Origin of the sequence: Bacteroides sp. AF29-11 (assembly GCF_003602895.1) — a bacterium.
Taxonomy (GTDB): Bacteria; Bacteroidota; Bacteroidia; order Bacteroidales; family Bacteroidaceae; genus Bacteroides; species Bacteroides uniformis.
Map to the genome: position 1 here is coordinate 390627 of NZ_QTLY01000001.1, position 15308 is coordinate 405934.

General features: G+C 48.9%; 13 protein-coding genes. 8 read left to right on the forward strand and 5 right to left on the reverse strand.

Annotated elements, in window-relative coordinates; all coding sequences use genetic code 11:
• Nucleotides 1-39 precede the first annotated feature (39 nt).
• Nucleotides 40-1206, reverse strand: coding sequence for a sensor histidine kinase (locus tag DWZ03_RS01460; RefSeq protein ID WP_120128542.1), 1167 nt, complete (start codon nucleotides 1204-1206; stop codon nucleotides 40-42).
• Nucleotides 1207-1313: 107 nt separating this feature from the next.
• Here DWZ03_RS01460 and rd point away from each other — a divergent pair, with 107 nt between their 5' ends.
• Nucleotides 1314-1475, forward strand: coding sequence for a rubredoxin (rd, locus tag DWZ03_RS01465; protein WP_005830549.1), 162 nt, complete (start codon nucleotides 1314-1316; stop codon nucleotides 1473-1475).
• Here the strand turns inward: rd and DWZ03_RS01470 are convergent.
• On the reverse strand, nucleotides 1472-3169 hold the full coding sequence (locus DWZ03_RS01470) for a Na/Pi cotransporter family protein (protein ID WP_005834507.1): 1698 nt from the start codon (nucleotides 3167-3169) through the stop codon (nucleotides 1472-1474). The two genes, rd and DWZ03_RS01470, sit on opposite strands and share 4 nt — an antisense overlap.
• An 83-nt stretch (nucleotides 3170-3252) precedes the next feature.
• Here DWZ03_RS01470 and DWZ03_RS01475 point away from each other — a divergent pair, with 83 nt between their 5' ends.
• A complete protein-coding gene (locus DWZ03_RS01475) occupies nucleotides 3253-4926 on the forward strand; it encodes a nucleoside kinase (RefSeq protein WP_005830553.1) in 1674 nt (557 codons plus the stop codon).
• 42 nt (nucleotides 4927-4968) lie between these two features.
• Nucleotides 4969-6474 carry a sensor histidine kinase gene (locus DWZ03_RS01480; RefSeq protein WP_117964684.1) on the forward strand — a complete coding sequence of 502 codons (1506 nt, stop codon included), beginning with the start codon at nucleotides 4969-4971 and terminating at the stop codon, nucleotides 6472-6474.
• A 101-nt stretch (nucleotides 6475-6575) separates the two neighbouring features.
• Here DWZ03_RS01480 and DWZ03_RS01485 read toward each other — a convergent pair whose 3' ends face one another.
• On the reverse strand, nucleotides 6576-7949 hold the full coding sequence (locus DWZ03_RS01485; protein WP_005830557.1) for an aminopeptidase P family protein: 1374 nt from the start codon (nucleotides 7947-7949) through the stop codon (nucleotides 6576-6578).
• A gap of 283 nt (nucleotides 7950-8232) precedes the next feature.
• On the opposite strand from DWZ03_RS01485, the gene rpoN reads away from it, so the two are divergent.
• From rpoN to DWZ03_RS01510, 5 genes are all read left to right on the forward strand, one after another.
• Nucleotides 8233-9723 carry an RNA polymerase factor sigma-54 gene (gene rpoN, locus DWZ03_RS01490; protein WP_008662635.1) on the forward strand — a complete coding sequence of 497 codons (1491 nt, stop codon included), beginning with the start codon at nucleotides 8233-8235 and terminating at the stop codon, nucleotides 9721-9723.
• A gap of 93 nt (nucleotides 9724-9816) precedes the next feature.
• Nucleotides 9817-10479 carry a membrane protein gene (locus DWZ03_RS01495; RefSeq protein ID WP_005830565.1) on the forward strand — a complete coding sequence of 221 codons (663 nt, stop codon included), beginning with the start codon at nucleotides 9817-9819 and terminating at the stop codon, nucleotides 10477-10479.
• Between the two features lie 68 nt (nucleotides 10480-10547).
• A complete protein-coding gene (gene gcvH, locus DWZ03_RS01500) occupies nucleotides 10548-10928 on the forward strand; it encodes a glycine cleavage system protein GcvH (RefSeq protein ID WP_005834498.1) in 381 nt (126 codons plus the stop codon).
• Nucleotides 10929-11044: 116 nt separating this feature from the next.
• On the forward strand, nucleotides 11045-11554 hold the full coding sequence (gene purE, locus DWZ03_RS01505; RefSeq protein WP_009037672.1) for a 5-(carboxyamino)imidazole ribonucleotide mutase: 510 nt from the start codon (nucleotides 11045-11047) through the stop codon (nucleotides 11552-11554).
• Between the two features lie 114 nt (nucleotides 11555-11668).
• Entirely contained in the window at nucleotides 11669-13537 is a 1869-nt protein-coding gene (locus DWZ03_RS01510; protein WP_120128545.1) for a 4-hydroxy-3-methylbut-2-en-1-yl diphosphate synthase, read from the forward strand.
• Between the two features lie 3 nt (nucleotides 13538-13540).
• On the opposite strand, the gene DWZ03_RS01515 is transcribed toward DWZ03_RS01510, so the two are convergent.
• Together DWZ03_RS01515 and DWZ03_RS01520 are read right to left on the reverse strand one after the other, a co-directional pair.
• The gene (locus DWZ03_RS01515; protein ID WP_057256697.1) at nucleotides 13541-14542 is read right to left on the reverse strand and encodes a metallophosphoesterase; all 1002 of its coding nucleotides are present in this window, start codon (nucleotides 14540-14542) and stop codon (nucleotides 13541-13543) included.
• Complete coding sequence (locus tag DWZ03_RS01520; RefSeq protein WP_369738710.1) at nucleotides 14539-15282, reverse strand: prolyl oligopeptidase family serine peptidase; 744 nt, start codon at nucleotides 15280-15282, stop codon at nucleotides 14539-14541. The genes DWZ03_RS01515 and DWZ03_RS01520 overlap by 4 nt, the downstream gene beginning before the upstream one ends.
• Between the last annotated feature and the right edge of the window lie 26 nt (nucleotides 15283-15308).

Sequence of the window (15308 nt, forward strand, 5' to 3'; positions counted from 1 at the left end):
AAAACAATACCTATATAATGATTAGTGATTAATTGACTGTCATTGATTCTCTTTTTCCCTCACCAGTTTCGGTCTGGTTGCAGGCTCCCACGGCAATGTGAACCAGAAAGTCGAACCTGCCCCTTCTTCCGATTCCACGCCTATTTCGCCCCCCAATTTGCGGACAATGGTCTGGCAAATGGAGAGTCCCAGTCCGGTACCGTTCTTTTCCTGCTTCAGCTTGACGAAACGTTCAAAAACATGTGGCAACTTTTCCTGGGGAATACCGGTTCCCGTGTCTTTTACGTAGAAATAGAGACCTTCCTCATAGAGTCTGAATCCGAGGGTAATACTGCCTTCCTGGGTGAACTTCAGGGCATTCGTCATAAAATTGGATACCACTTGTGCAAGCCGGTTTCTGTCTGTATGCATGGTATATTCCTTCTCAGAAGCCTCCCGGACAATCTGCACTCCACTACCCAGCTCAGCCACCCGCATACGGAACTGTTGTTCCAAATCGGACATCATCTGGTTGATGTCCACATCCGAGAACACAAATTCCAATGTTCCGGCTTCTATCTTCGAGAGGTCCAGAATATCAGCAATCAGCTGTTGCAGCATTTCATTGTTACTTTGCACAATTTCCAGGAACTGTGTCTTCTCTTCGTCTGTCGATGCAGAGGCCAGCAATTCCGAGAATCCGACAATTGCGTTCAGCGGGGTACGGATTTCATGGCTCATATTCGCCAGGAACACCGATTTGGAGCGGTCGGCATTCTCTGCCTTCTCACGTGCCAGTTTCAATTCAGCTTCCACTTGTTTCAGCCGGGTAATGTCATGCACGGTAATCACCATGCAGTCGCGGTCCTCAATCTCCATATACTCGCCGGAAACATAAGCATTGCATTCCGTAGTTCTGCCTTCGCTATCCCTAAGATTCAGAATAGCTGCCAAATCCGTGAAGTTCTTTTGCACCACAAAGGCATTCTCTATGGCATTCCGCACGGGGCAGTGCTCACACAAATCGTGAGTGCCGCAACCTCCTGCTGCCGACAAGGCATTGTTACAGCGCAGAATATCTCCCACCCGTCCAGTTTCGGCAGGCTTTACAGCTCCGGTAATATCGTAGTAATTGGTGTAGAATACAGTGAAGTCGCGGTTTATCAGCAGTACATAGGCGTGCAGATTCCGCATAATCGCCCTGAACAGCTTGTCGGTCATTTTCATAAAATGTTGTTTTAATAGAGAACAAAAATAAACTATTTTTGTTCAACAATAGAACAAAAAGGGCTTTTAAACGTTATTATAGGAGAATAAACCTAAAAAAGAAATTTATGGAAAAGTACATTTGCACTGTATGCGATTATGTCTATGACCCTGAATTGGGCGACCCTGAAAATGGAATAGAACCGGGAACATCTTTCGAAGACCTTCCCGAAGATTGGGTTTGCCCCTTGTGTGGAGTAGGCAAAGAAGAATTTGAGAAAGCGTCCTAAGACGCTTTCTTTTCTTTTATATCGCTGCTGGCTTCCACTACATTCACCACATAGTCGCCCAGCTTTTCACATTCCGCAATGATGTCCATATAGTAAACACCCATCTGGTAATCATATTCTTTGTTGTTCACATCCAAGATATTCTGGTTCTTCAGCTGATTGCGGTAATTATTGATTTCGTTCTCCAAATTAAAGGACTTGTTCACATCCGCGCCTGCATGCTCCGGATGTTCCACCACGACAATCATCTGCTCCAAGGCATCATCCGTCAGCTTCATCATGAAATGGATATGCTCGTACTGCTTCTCGGTGAAATCCTGATTGGTCTGGCGCTTGCGGTTGATGGTACGTGCCAGGTTATAGCAGCTGTCGCCGATGCTCTCTATCTCCGTCACTTCACGCAGCATGGCACGTATTTGCAACTTACTTTCCGAACTCAGGCGCCCTTCGGACACTTGATTCAGATAATTGGCAATCTCCAGCTCCATGCTGTCACTGATATTCTCGTACTTCTCCACACGGCTGAACACTTTGTTGAAATCATCATCCTTCTCCGTATGCAGCAAGTCCTGCACCATTCCGAACATACGGCGGGTACGTTCGGCAAAAAGATGTATTTCCTTGCTTGCCTGCAGGATGGACAGCTCTGCCGTAGAAAGCATACCGCCCGAGATAAAACGCAAGCGATATTCCTCGTCCTGCTCCTTCATTGGAATAATGGCACAGACCGTACGTTCGATAAACTTCACGAACCATATCAATATCAGCACGTTGCAGATATTGAAGCAAGTATGGAATGCCGAAAGCTTGAAGGATACGGCCACAGCCGGATCTTTAGTACCCATCACGTTCTCTACGAACCATGACACAGCCTCGGTAAAGGGGGTGAAAAGACACAACACCCATATCACACCAAACACATTGAACACCAAGTGGGCCAAAGCAGCCCGCCTTGCCTGCGTATTACCGGTCAGCGCCGCAAGGTTTGCCGTGATGGTTGTACCGATATTCTCTCCCAAAACCAGTGCTGCCCCCAATTCGAAACTAATCCAGCCGTTGGCGCACATAATAAGCGTAATGGCCATAGTTGCCGCAGATGCCTGCACAATCATGGTCAACACCGTACCGATACCCACAAAAAGAAGTATGGAGATAAAGCCCATGTCGGTATAGTCCTGCACAAATGACAGCATATCAGGATTTTGGCTCAAGTCAGGAGCATTGTTTTTCAAATAGGAAAGCCCCATGAACAAGAATGAGAAACCGAAAATAAATTCACCGACAGACTTGCGGTTACTTTTTTGAGAGAAGAGGAGAGGAATGCCGAAAGCAAGAAGAGGAAGAGCAAAGGCGGCAATGTCCACCTTGAAACCTAAAGCTGAAATAATCCATGCCGTAACAGTCGTACCGATATTAGCACCCATTATGACACCTATGGACTGTGAAAGCGTTAACAACCCCGCATTGACAAAACTTACAACCATCACCGTGGTTGCAGAGGAAGATTGTACAAGTGCTGTAATCAGCACGCCCGTCAACACACCGGTCACTCTGTTGGTTGTCATTGCGGTCAATATTTTCCGCAGTCTGTCACCGGCAAATTTTTGAAGCCCCTCACTCATAATCTTCATTCCGTAAAGAAACAGTGCCAATGAGCCGAGTAGCTTTAAAAAATCATAAAAAGAATATTCCATCTTTAATTATTTAAGGTGTTTCATTCCTTCACGTGTTATAATGTCCTATATTTAACGTGTCAACCCACTAAAAACGAGACATCATGAAACACATGTTACAAATTTGTTGCAAAAATAATAATATTTCTAAAGAATTCCCTATAGGGAGCTCACTTTTGGATATTTATTACGGTTTTAATCTAAATTTCCCCTATCAGGTAGTTAGTGCAAAGGTCAACAACCGTTCCGAAGGGCTGAATTTCCGTGTATACAACAATAAGGATGTAGAATTTCTCGACATACGCGACTCCTCAGGTATGCGCACCTATGTCCGTTCCCTCTGCTTCATTCTTTACAAAGCTGTCAGCGAGCTGTTTCCGGAAGGAAAACTGTTCGTAGAGCATCCGGTATCCAAAGGTTACTTCTGCAACCTGCGCATCGGCCGCCCCATAGAGCTGGAAGATGTGGCAGCCATCAAGAAGCGGATGCAGGAAATCATTGCCGAGAACATCCCCTACCACCGTGTAGAATGCCACACCACCGAGGCTGTACGCATCTTCAACGAACGGGGCATGAACGACAAAGTGAAGCTGCTGGAAACTTCCGGCTCGCTATATACCTATTACTACACACTGGGCGACACCGTAGACTACTACTACGGCAACCTGTTGCCCAGTACCGGATACATCTGGCTGTTCGATATCGTGAAGTATTACGACGGCCTGCTGCTACGCATCCCCAACCGGGCAAACCCCGATGTCCTGGAAGAAGTGGTGAAACAAGAGAAAATGCTCGACGTATTCAAGGAACACCTGCGCTGGAATTACATTATGGGACTGGGCAACGTAGGCGACTTCAACATGGCTTGCGAGGAAGGCCATGCCACCGACCTCATCAACGTGGCCGAAGCCCTGCAGGAAAAAAAGATAGCCCAGATTGCCGATGACATCTACCACCGCGGCGAAAACGGAAACCGGGTGAAGCTCGTGCTCATCTCCGGCCCCTCGTCTTCCGGAAAAACCACTTTCAGCAAACGCCTCAGCGTGCAGCTGATGACCAACGGCCTGCGTCCTTACCCCATCTCGCTGGACAACTACTTCGTAGACCGTGAAGACACCCCGCGCGATGAGAACGGCAATTACGATTACGAATCGCTCTATGCCCTCGACCTTGAGCTCTTCAACACCCAATTACAAGCATTGCTCCGGGGCGAAGAAGTGGAGCTGCCCCGCTTCAACTTCAACCTCGGGAAGAAAGAGTACAAGGGAGACAAGCTGCGCATCGACGAGCATACCATCCTCATCCTGGAAGGAATCCATGCCCTGAACCCTGAACTGACACCACAGATTCCCGCCGCCAGCAAATACAAGATTTATGTATCTGCCCTGACCACCATCTCGCTGGACGACCACAACTGGATTCCCACCACGGACAACCGCCTGCTGCGCCGCATCATCCGCGACTTCAACTACCGCGGCTACTCGGCACAAGAGACCATTTCACGCTGGCCCAGTGTACGTGCCGGCGAGGACAAATGGATATTCCCCTATCAGGAAAATGCCGACGTTATGTTCAACTCTGCCCTCTTGTTCGAATTCGCCGTGCTCCGCTGCCACGCAGAGCCCATCCTTACCAGTGTTCCACGGAACTGTCCGGAATACGCAGAAGCCTACCGGTTGCTGAAATTCATCAAATATTTCACCCCCGTGCAGGACAAAGAAATTCCACCGACATCCTTATTGAGAGAATTTTTAGGAGGCAGTAGCTTCAAATACTAAGTTTTTATTCTAACTTTGTGAGCAAATAAAACAAACGTACACATGAAAAAAATTATTTCGATACTTCTCTTAGCGACTTTCTGCATCTTTACTCAACTCCATGCGCAAAACCGTGCAGACGAATTGATGAAACAAGCACAAGAAAATCTTACGAAAAAAGAATATATCAAAGCCCGCTATCTATTCCTGCAAGCCTACAATGCCTTTGCCACGCAAGACAAGTATGCCCAGGCAGTGGAATGCGGCGTCAATGCCAGCGCCCTCTACCATCGGGAGAATTACTATAAAGAAGCTTTTGAACTGCTGCGCGGTGCCGAGCAAGTGGTGGCAACCGGCGAACAGAAAACGGGCAAGGCCATGCCCAACCTACGTTTCCGCATCAACAAGGAACGCCTGCAGATGTACATCAACCTGAAAAATCCCGCACGTGCCAAGGAACAGCTGACCAAACTGGAAGAGACCGCCAAAGCCTCTCACAACGACTCTCTGAGCAACGACCTGCTTTATACGCAGGCCAACTATTACTACACCTTCGGTATGAACACACAAGGTGATGCGGCTACCAACCGCCTGATAGGGCAATATAAGGAACAGAAGAACTACGCCAAAGTAGACGAATGCTACAAGACTCTCATCAGCATTGCCCGCAAGGCAAACAATGCCGGACTGGTGGCACGCACATACGACAAGTACATCCTATGGACCGACTCCGTAAAGGCGCTTACCGCCCAAGAGGAACTGAACGCCCTGAAGAAGAAATACGATGAAAGCCTGGCCACTATCCAGGAGAAAGATGATTCCCTAAGCGCCAAGCAGTACATCATCATCGGGCTTTGCATACTCGCCGCCATCCTTGCCGCCGCACTGGTATTCAGCGCCATCGTATTGCTGCGTTTCATCATCCTCACCCGTAAACAGAAGAAGGCCATCAGCATTGCTAATGAGCACAATGAGCTGAAAACCAAATTTATCCAGAACATTTCCACCCAAATGGAACCGACACTGGACACGCTCGACGCCTCACTGCCGGGCGTAAAAGCCCTGCATGCATTCTCCAACCATATCCAGGAACTGTCCGAATTGGAAACCACCTTGTCCGAACCCTACGAAGTGCAGGAGAAGAATATCTCCACTTTCTGTGAAGGCATCATGGACAAAATCAAAGGAATGACACAAGAAGATGTCACCCTGACCGTGAATGCCCCCAAATTGAATGTGAAAATCAACCCTGAGCAACTGGAACGCGTCTTGCTGCATTTGTTGGAAAACGCCGCCGATTACACCCCTGCTGGAGGAAAAATATGGCTGGACTTCAAGAAACGTGGTGCGCACACCCACCAGTTCATCATCAGCGACACCGGTTGCGGTATCCCCGAGGAGCAACGCGAAAACATCTTCAAGCCTTTCACCGAAGTGAAAGACCTGACGCAAGGCGACGGCCTGGGACTCCCCATCTGCTCACTGATTGCCACCAAGATGAACGGCAGCTTGACACTAGACAGCAGCTACAACAAGGGAGCACGGTTCGTACTGGAACTGCACGCATAAACCATACATAATACAATCTGTATGACCCCTAAATTTGAGAGCCGCTTGCCACCGGCATTATCGGGACAAACGGCTCTCTGTGTATATTAAGGATGTGGTTGTCAACGCAACGCTTCCACCTCTTCCGGTGTCAGTGGAATTTTCTTGCCCAAGCGACGTGCTCCCGTTTCGGTAATCAGATAATCCTCCTCATTACGGATGCCGCCGAAATTGCGGTATTCTTCCACCTTATCGTAGTTGATGAAGTCCATGAACTTCTTCTCTCCTTTCCATAAGTCAATCAGCTCGGGGATGAAGTAGATGCCCGGCTCAACCGTATGCACAAAGCCCGGTTCCAGAGGGATGGCAAGACGCTGGCTCTTGCGGCCGAACTGCGTACTCTTGGGCTGACCGTCATAGCCTACCCAGAGCTCACCCAGGTTCTCCATATCGTGCACATCCAACCCCATCATATGGCCCAGTCCATGGGGATAAAACAAGGCATGCGCCCCTTCGCGCACGGCATCTTCGGCATTGCCCTTCATCAATCCCAGCTCTTTCAGCCCCTCCACCATCACTTGGGCGGAAAGCTCGTACACCTTCATATAGGGAATGCCCGGGCGAAGCGCTTTAACAGACTCCAGATGCATGGCGTTCTGGATTTCGTAAACGGCACGCTGGCGTGGAGTAAAAGTCTTGTCCGCCGGCACGGTAGACGACATGTCACCACAGTAACCCGAAGGCAGCTCGGCGCCGGCATCAATCAAGAAGAGGTCTCCCGGTTGCACCCGGTTGCCGTGATAGTGGTTATGCAGGGTCTGGCCGTTGACAGTAGCAATCGTGGCAAAAGACAGCTCGCAGTTGTTCATCTCGGCGATACGGTTCATTTCGGCCACAACCTCGTATTCGTACATGCCCGGACGAAGCACCTTCATTGCGGTGATGTGCATGTCAGCAGTCACGTCGCATGCCTTTTCTATTTCCGCTATTTCTTCTGCCGACTTGTAGTTGCGCTGTGCCACCACCGCACGGATAAACGGCACAGACCCTTCCTGACGTGCCGGAGGAACACCCAGCCAGTCCATCAGTTTCAACTTATGCTCGGCACGATAAGGGGGCAAATAATGGATGGTCTGTCCCTTCTGTACAGCCTTGTGCAGATAACCGACGATGTCGGCAAAAGGACGGGTTTCGGAAATTCCCACAGCAGAAGCCTTTTCGTGAAGGGTGGGCTGGGTACCCATCCAGACAATATGGTCGATGGTCAGCTCATCGCCAAAAATGATTTCTTTATCTTCATCTATGTCGATGAGAGCTGACAGCCCGGCAAACGACAAGCCAAAATAGTAGAGAAAAGTGGAATCCTGGCGGTAACGGAAAGTATTGTCCTCATAGTTCAAACCTTGTTCATCGTTACCCAAAAACAGTAACACTCCGGAGCCTATCGTTTTTTTCAGCTGGGCCCTGCGCTGCACATACGTTTCTTTAGCAAACATAACATTCCTTGTTTTAGTAGTTATAGGACAAAGATATAGATAATCTTTGAAAGAAGATAATACAAAAAGGAGATTAATCTATATAGTTCATAATCAGAAGACTATTTTGCCAACGTTTTTCAAGCCTATGGCAAAAGTTTGCCAAGCTATTGGCAAAAGTTTGTTTTCTCTTTTCTTGTTAAATATCATCAGAGAGGTTTCGTGTTATCGAACTATTCACTATTTTTGCGGTAAATATCTGAAAGAAGATGCACAATGAGTGCATTGAATAATTTATAAAAATATGGCACAAGGCTCCCGACAAGTACAGACCCAAGCGCAACAGCAGATACAAACGCTGTCGCCGCAACAAATTCTGGTGGTAAAGCTGCTGGAACTTCCCGCCGTGGAACTAGAGGACCGCGTACGTGCCGAACTTCTGGAAAATCCGGCACTGGAAGAGGGTAAGGAGGATACTCCCGGTGATGAATACCCCGACACTCCTGATACGGAAACCGGAACGGAAGACGGTGGAGACACCAGCTATGATTCTTTAAGCGATTATCTGAACGAAGACGATATCCCCGACTACAAGCTGCAGGAGAACAACCGCAGCAAAGGGGAGCAGGCAGAAGAAATTCCTTTCTCCGACGCCACCTCTTTCTATGAAACCTTGCGCCAGCAGCTCGGCGAGCAGGACTTGACTCCGCACCAGCGCGAACTGGCCGAATATCTCATCGGCTCGCTGGACGACGATGGCCTGCTGCGCAAATCGCTGGACAGTATCAGCGACGAACTCGCCATCTACGCCGGTATCGACGCTTCTCCCGAAGAGCTGGAAGAAGTATTGAAGATTATACAAGACTTTGACCCCGCCGGTCTGGGCGCCCGCACCCTGCAAGAGTGCCTGCTCATCCAGATTCGACGTAAGGAAGCGCAACGGCCCATGCCCTCGCCTCCACAATACTATATAGAAGAAGATATTCTTACCCAGTGCTACGAAGAGTTCACCCGCAAGCATTGGGACAAGATTATGCAGAAATTAGGTATCAGCGAAGATACCCTGCAACAAGCCGTTAAGGAAATCTGCAAGCTGAATCCCCGTCCCGGTGCCTCGCTCGGCGAAGCCATCGGCAAGAACATGCAGCAGATTGTGCCCGACTTCCTGGTAGACACTTATGACGACGGTACCATCAACGTGACACTGAACAACCGCAACGTACCGGAATTGCGCATGAGCCGCGACTTCACCGAGATGGTGGAAGAACACACCAAGAACCGGGCCAATCAGTCTAAGGAGTCCCGCGAAGCCATGATGTTCCTCAAACAAAAAATGGATGCCGCACAAGGTTTCATCGATGCCGTGAAGCAACGCCAGAATACGCTGATGACTACCATGCAGGCCATCATAGACCTGCAACGTCCTTTCTTCCTCGAAGGAGACGAGTCATTACTCCGCCCCATGATTCTGAAAGATGTTGCCGAACGCACCGGGTTGGACATCTCGACCATCTCCCGTGTGAGCAACAGCAAGTATGTACAGACCAACTACGGCATCTACCCGCTGAAATTCTTCTTCAACGACGGCTACACAACCGAAGACGGCGAAGAGATGTCTGTACGCGAAATACGCAAGATACTCAAAGAGTGCATTGACAACGAGGACAAGAAAAAGCCTCTGACCGATGACGAACTGACCGAGCTGCTGAAGGAGAAAGGCTATCCCATAGCCCGCCGCACGGTGGCAAAGTATCGCCAACAGATGAATATCCCCGTGGCAAGACTGAGAAGATGAGAGAAAAGGATGAGCGATTAGGGATTAAGGTTTAAAGATTAGTGCATTCAAATAGTAAATTGTAAATAGTCAAATCGTAAATAAAATTAGGTTGTGGAAGAGCATATTATAGCAGATAAAACTTTAATCAGAACAGCGAAAGTGATTTCGGCGGTATTCACACCGTTCTCCATCCCTTTCCTGGCATTTCTGGTTCTGTTTATATTCTCGTACCTGCGCATCATGCCGTTGCAGTACAAGTTGATAGTATTGGGCGTGGTGTATTGCTTCACCATCCTGATGCCTACACTGACTATCTTCATCTTCCGCAAAATCAACGGTTTCAGTCCGGAAGAACTGGTGGAACGAAAAAGGAGATACATTCCCTTTATTCTGACCATCACTTCTTATGTATTCTGCCTGCTCATGATGCACCGGCTCAATATCCCGTGGTACATGACCGGTATCATACTCTCCGCCCTGGTAGTGATGATAATCTGCGTCATTGTCAACTTAAAATGGAAACTGAGCGAACACATGGCAGGCGCCGGAGCCGTAATTGGTGGACTGGTAGCTTTCAGCGCCTTGTTCAGCTACAATCCCGTATGGTGGCTATGCCTCTTTATACTGGTGGCTGGCGTGCTGGGCACCGCCCGCATCATCCTGCGACACCACACCCTGGGCGAAGTTATGGGAGGCTTTGCCGTAGGGCTTATCTGCTCGTTGCTGGTACTCCACCCGCTGAGCAACATACTGTTCCGAATCTTCCTCTTTTAAGAGCCTTGTTTAATTTTTAATTTTCAACTTTTAATTTACATAGTATCAACCCTTAAAAACTAATGATCATGAATTTCCCGACTAATGTAAAGTACACCAAAGAACACGAATGGATCCGCCTGGAAGGTGATGTAGCCTATGTAGGTATTACCGATTATGCACAAGAGCAACTGGGTGACATTGTGTTTGTCGACATCCCGACCGAAGGTGAAACATTGGCTGCCGACGAAGTGTTCGGTACCATCGAAGTAGTAAAAACCATATCAGACCTCTTCCTGCCCGTAACCGGTGAGATTCTGGAGCAAAACGAAGCCCTTGCCGACCAGCCGGAACTGGTAAACCAGGACCCATACGGCGAAGGCTGGCTCATCAAAATCAAACCCGCCGCTGATGCCGACTTCGACAGCCTGCTGGATGCCGAAGCCTACAAAGCGCTGATAAACGAATGAAATGAAAGGATTAGGGGTTAGCGATTAGCACCGGACGGAATGATAGCGCAGTCCCTAACCCCTAATCGTTAATCCCTAACCCTTATAAAATTAACCCTTTAATAATTTAAAGATTCATGTCTCCAATCGTTAGCATCATCATGGGCAGCACTTCCGACCTCCCCGTTATGGAGAAGGCCGCACAATTGCTCAATGACCTGCATGTACCGTTCGAAATGAACGCTCTCTCTGCTCACCGCACACCGGAAGCAGTGGAGGAATTTGCCAAGAATGCCCGCCAACGCGGCATTAAAGTGATTATTGCCGCTGCCGGTATGGCTGCCGCCCTGCCCGGCGTCATTGCTGCCAATACCACACTGCCGGTAATCGGGGTTCCCGTAAAAGGGTCTGTACTCGATGGCGTAGATGCCCTCTACTCCATCATCCAGATGCCTCCGGGCATACCGGTAGCCACCGTTGCCATTAATGGTGCCATGAACGCTGCCATCCTTGCCGTACAAATGCTGGCATTGGGCGATTCCTCATTGGCCGAAACATTTGCCACCTACAAAGAAGGGCTGAAAAAGAAAATAGTCAAGGCAAATGAGGACTTGAAGGATGTGAAGTACGAATACAAAACCAATTGATTTACGATTGGATGATTTACGATGTACGATTGAAGATACCAAGAAGTAATTTCAATCGTACATCGTAAATCATCCAATCGTAAATCTTTTAATCCTTTAACTGTAAATATCATCGTGGATCTATTTAACTATTCCCGACGGGAAACGTCAGAAGTAAACATCGGAGCCACCCCTATGGGCGGCTCCAATCCTATCCGCATACAAAGTATGACGAACACCGCTACGCAGGACACAGAAGCCAGTGTAGCGCAAGCCAAACGTATTGTCGATGCCGGAGGAGAGTATGTACGCCTCACGGCCCAAGGCATCAAAGAGGCTGAAAACCTGATGAATATCAACATAGGCCTACGCCAGGACGGATATATGGTGCCGCTTGTCGCCGACATTCACTTCAATCCGAAGGTAGCGGACGTGGCGGCACAGTATGTAGAAAAAGTACGCATCAATCCGGGAAACTATGTGGATGCAGCACGTACTTTCAAACATTTGGAGTATACCGATGAAGAGTATGCCCAGGAGTTGCAGAAGATACACGACCGCTTTGTACCCTTCCTTAATATCTGCAAGGAGAACCATACTGCCATCCGCATCGGCGTAAACCACGGTTCATTATCCGACCGCATCATGTCGCGCTATGGCGATACACCGGAAGGCATGGTGGAATCTTGTATGGAGTTTCTGCGCATCTGCGTGCAAGAGAATTTCACGGATGTGGTCATTTCCATCAAGGCATCCAATACAGTGGTCATGGTAAAGACAGTACGCTTGCTGGCAGCCGTCATGGAGCAGGAAGGTATGCGATTCCCGCTGCATCTCGGTGTAACGGAAGCCGGAGACGGAGAAGACGGACGCATCAAATCGGCCTTGGGCATCGGCGCCCTGCTGGCAGACGGCTTGGGTGACACCATCCGGGTTTCCCTGAGCGAAGCTCCGGAGGCGGAAATCCCCGTAGCCCGCAAATTGGTGGACTATATCGTGCAGCGCCACGACCATCCTTATATCCCCGGAGCAGATGTGCCGGAATTCAATTATCTCTCTCCCACCCGCCGCGAGACTGCCGCCGTACACAATATCGGCGGAGACAATCTGCCCGTGGTCATTGCCGCACGCTTAGACGGGGACATGGACTTCAATCCGCAATTCATGCCGGACTATATCTATACGGGACGTTCCATCCCGGAACAACTTCCGGAAGGCATGCAATGCATCATCGATGCCGATGTCTGGATGGAGCACAGTAACGGCAGAACGGAACCGGACAATGCCTGGCCTGCCTTTAAAGGAGACCAGCTTCCTTTCCTAAGCAGCTGCGGCGCTTCCTTGAAATTCCTCTTCATCACGTATATGGGATTGAATGACGAAGCCATCGCCTGCCTGAAGTATCATCCGGAAGTCGTATTGGTTTCGCAAAGCAATCATCCCAACCGATTGGGAGAACAACGCGCCCTGGTACACCAGATGATGAAGGAAGGCCTGAAGAATCCGGTAGTCTTCTTTGAACACTACGCAGAGAGCGAATTGGAAAATCTGCAAATCAAAGCGGCGGCAGACATGGGAGCACTCATCTTCGACGGTCTGTGTGACGGTATCCTTCTCTTCAACCAAGGAGAAACCATAAGCGGCAAAGTAGTGGATGCCACTGCTTTCGGTATCCTGCAAGCCGGACGTGTACGTACCAGCAAGACCGAATACATCTCTTGTCCCGGCTGCGGACGCACCCTCTACGACCTGGAAAGTACCATTGCCCGTATCAAGGCAGCCACCGGCCATCTGAAAGGACTCAAGATAGGAATCATGGGATGCATTGTCAACGGCCCCGGAGAAATGGCAGACGCCGACTACGGCTATGTGGGCGCCGGACGAGGCAAAATCAGCCTCTACAAGAAGAAGGAGTGTATCGAAAAGAACATTCCCGAAGAAGAGGCGGTAGAAAAGCTGATAGAACTGATAAAAAGTAACGGAGATTACGCTGAAAGGACTTAAGTCTCAGCGCAGATATTCGTCAAAGTCCACCTCTCTGAACTTAAAGTTATGATGTTCGGAGGGGTGGTAGGCTTTATTCCAAGTCGAATAGGTCTTCACATCTATCTCCCTTGTCTTCCGGTTAAAAGTTACAATGCGTAAGTAGCCCTCACCTCCCAATCTACTGCCTTCCACACCACGCTGATAGTTTGCCAGCATCTGATACACTTTATTTCCCTCTTTCCCTATAGAGACCAGCGTGCCGACTCCGCTTTTCAAGACATGCCCACAAAAGACAGCTATCACATTGCGATGTTTGAGAAGCAATTTCTCCCAGATTCCAGCACCATCGTTCACTGTGCGCCCAGACTCTTTGCCGATGCCATATCCTTGAGGGCGCCACCAGTCTTTCCCGTCATGCAACGTACTGTCACAATACAAATAGGCGTGTGTATTCAATATGACAAGCTTATCCGGATGAATACCCACTATGGAATCGGCCCATTGCAGAGCCTCATCAGAAGGCCCGAATTCCAGATTCAAGACCAGCCAATCGGTATCGCCCGACCTAAGGTTTATGTAATAGTTATCCAATGTCTTTCCATCCGCACTGCCTCCCCAATAACTCTTCTGCTTATAGTCAGAAAGAGGGAAATACTTGTTGGCCATTGCAGTGTTATGCACGTCCGAAAACTTGCCGGGCTTACTGCCAATATCATGATTTCCCCACACGACAGAATAAGGTATTCCCGCTTGGCTGATACGATGAAAAGCTTTCTGCATATACGCCCATTCCACCGGAGAATTATCTTGTGTCAAATCTCCCACTTGGAACACGGCATCTATTTTCTTACGGTTGGCAACCAACCAGTCCACTTGCGAATCAAAGACCTCCGGACATTGTTCCAGATAAGTCTGCGTATCCGGTAAGACCACAAAAGTACTTACCCTACCAGAAGTGGTGCAAGAAGTAAAAAAAGCGCCCCCTAAAAAGAGCGCTCCGATAACAGACAATATCCTCATCATTTTTTCTTCTGATTAAACAGCCAACCCATAAACTCAGAATCATTGAACGCCGGTGTCCAGCTGCCATGATTGACTCCGGGGAATTCGATATACTCAACATCGGCACCAGCAGCCTTCAAGGCCTTGTAAGCCTGACGCGAACCTTCTACCGGAACAATGTTATCGGCATCTCCGTGATAAATACGGAACTTCACGTCTTTGGCGGCAGAAAGCCTTGCCGGATTCACAATACCGCAGATGGGAACGGCTGCGGCAAAAACTTCGGGATAACGTATCGCCAAATCAAACGTCCCCATACCGCCCATGGAAAGTCCCATCACATAAATCCGGTCTTTATCCACCTGGGGCATAGCCAAATAGGTATCCAGCAACTCCTTCAATGTGCGGAATATACGCGTAGGCTCCTGTACCTCGGGCATTTCTCCAGGTACAAACGACTTGGGACGACCCACATAAGCCCAATAATCTTCCTTAGGACACTGGGGAGCCAATACAAAAGCCGGATATTCCTCTCTGTTCACCGGATTGAGCCACATCTGCCCACCATGCACCAATTGCTTCTGATTATCATCTCCTCGTTCGCCCGCACCATGCAGAAAAAGCACCAACGGATATTTCTTCCCTGCCTTTTCTGCTTCGGGACGCAGCAAACGGTACTTCAACGAATCTCCCTGCGAAGAGACATACACTTTCTTTTCATACTCTCCATACAACTCCTGCGCATACATACACACAGACATCAACAGCATCAAGGCTGTACAAACTA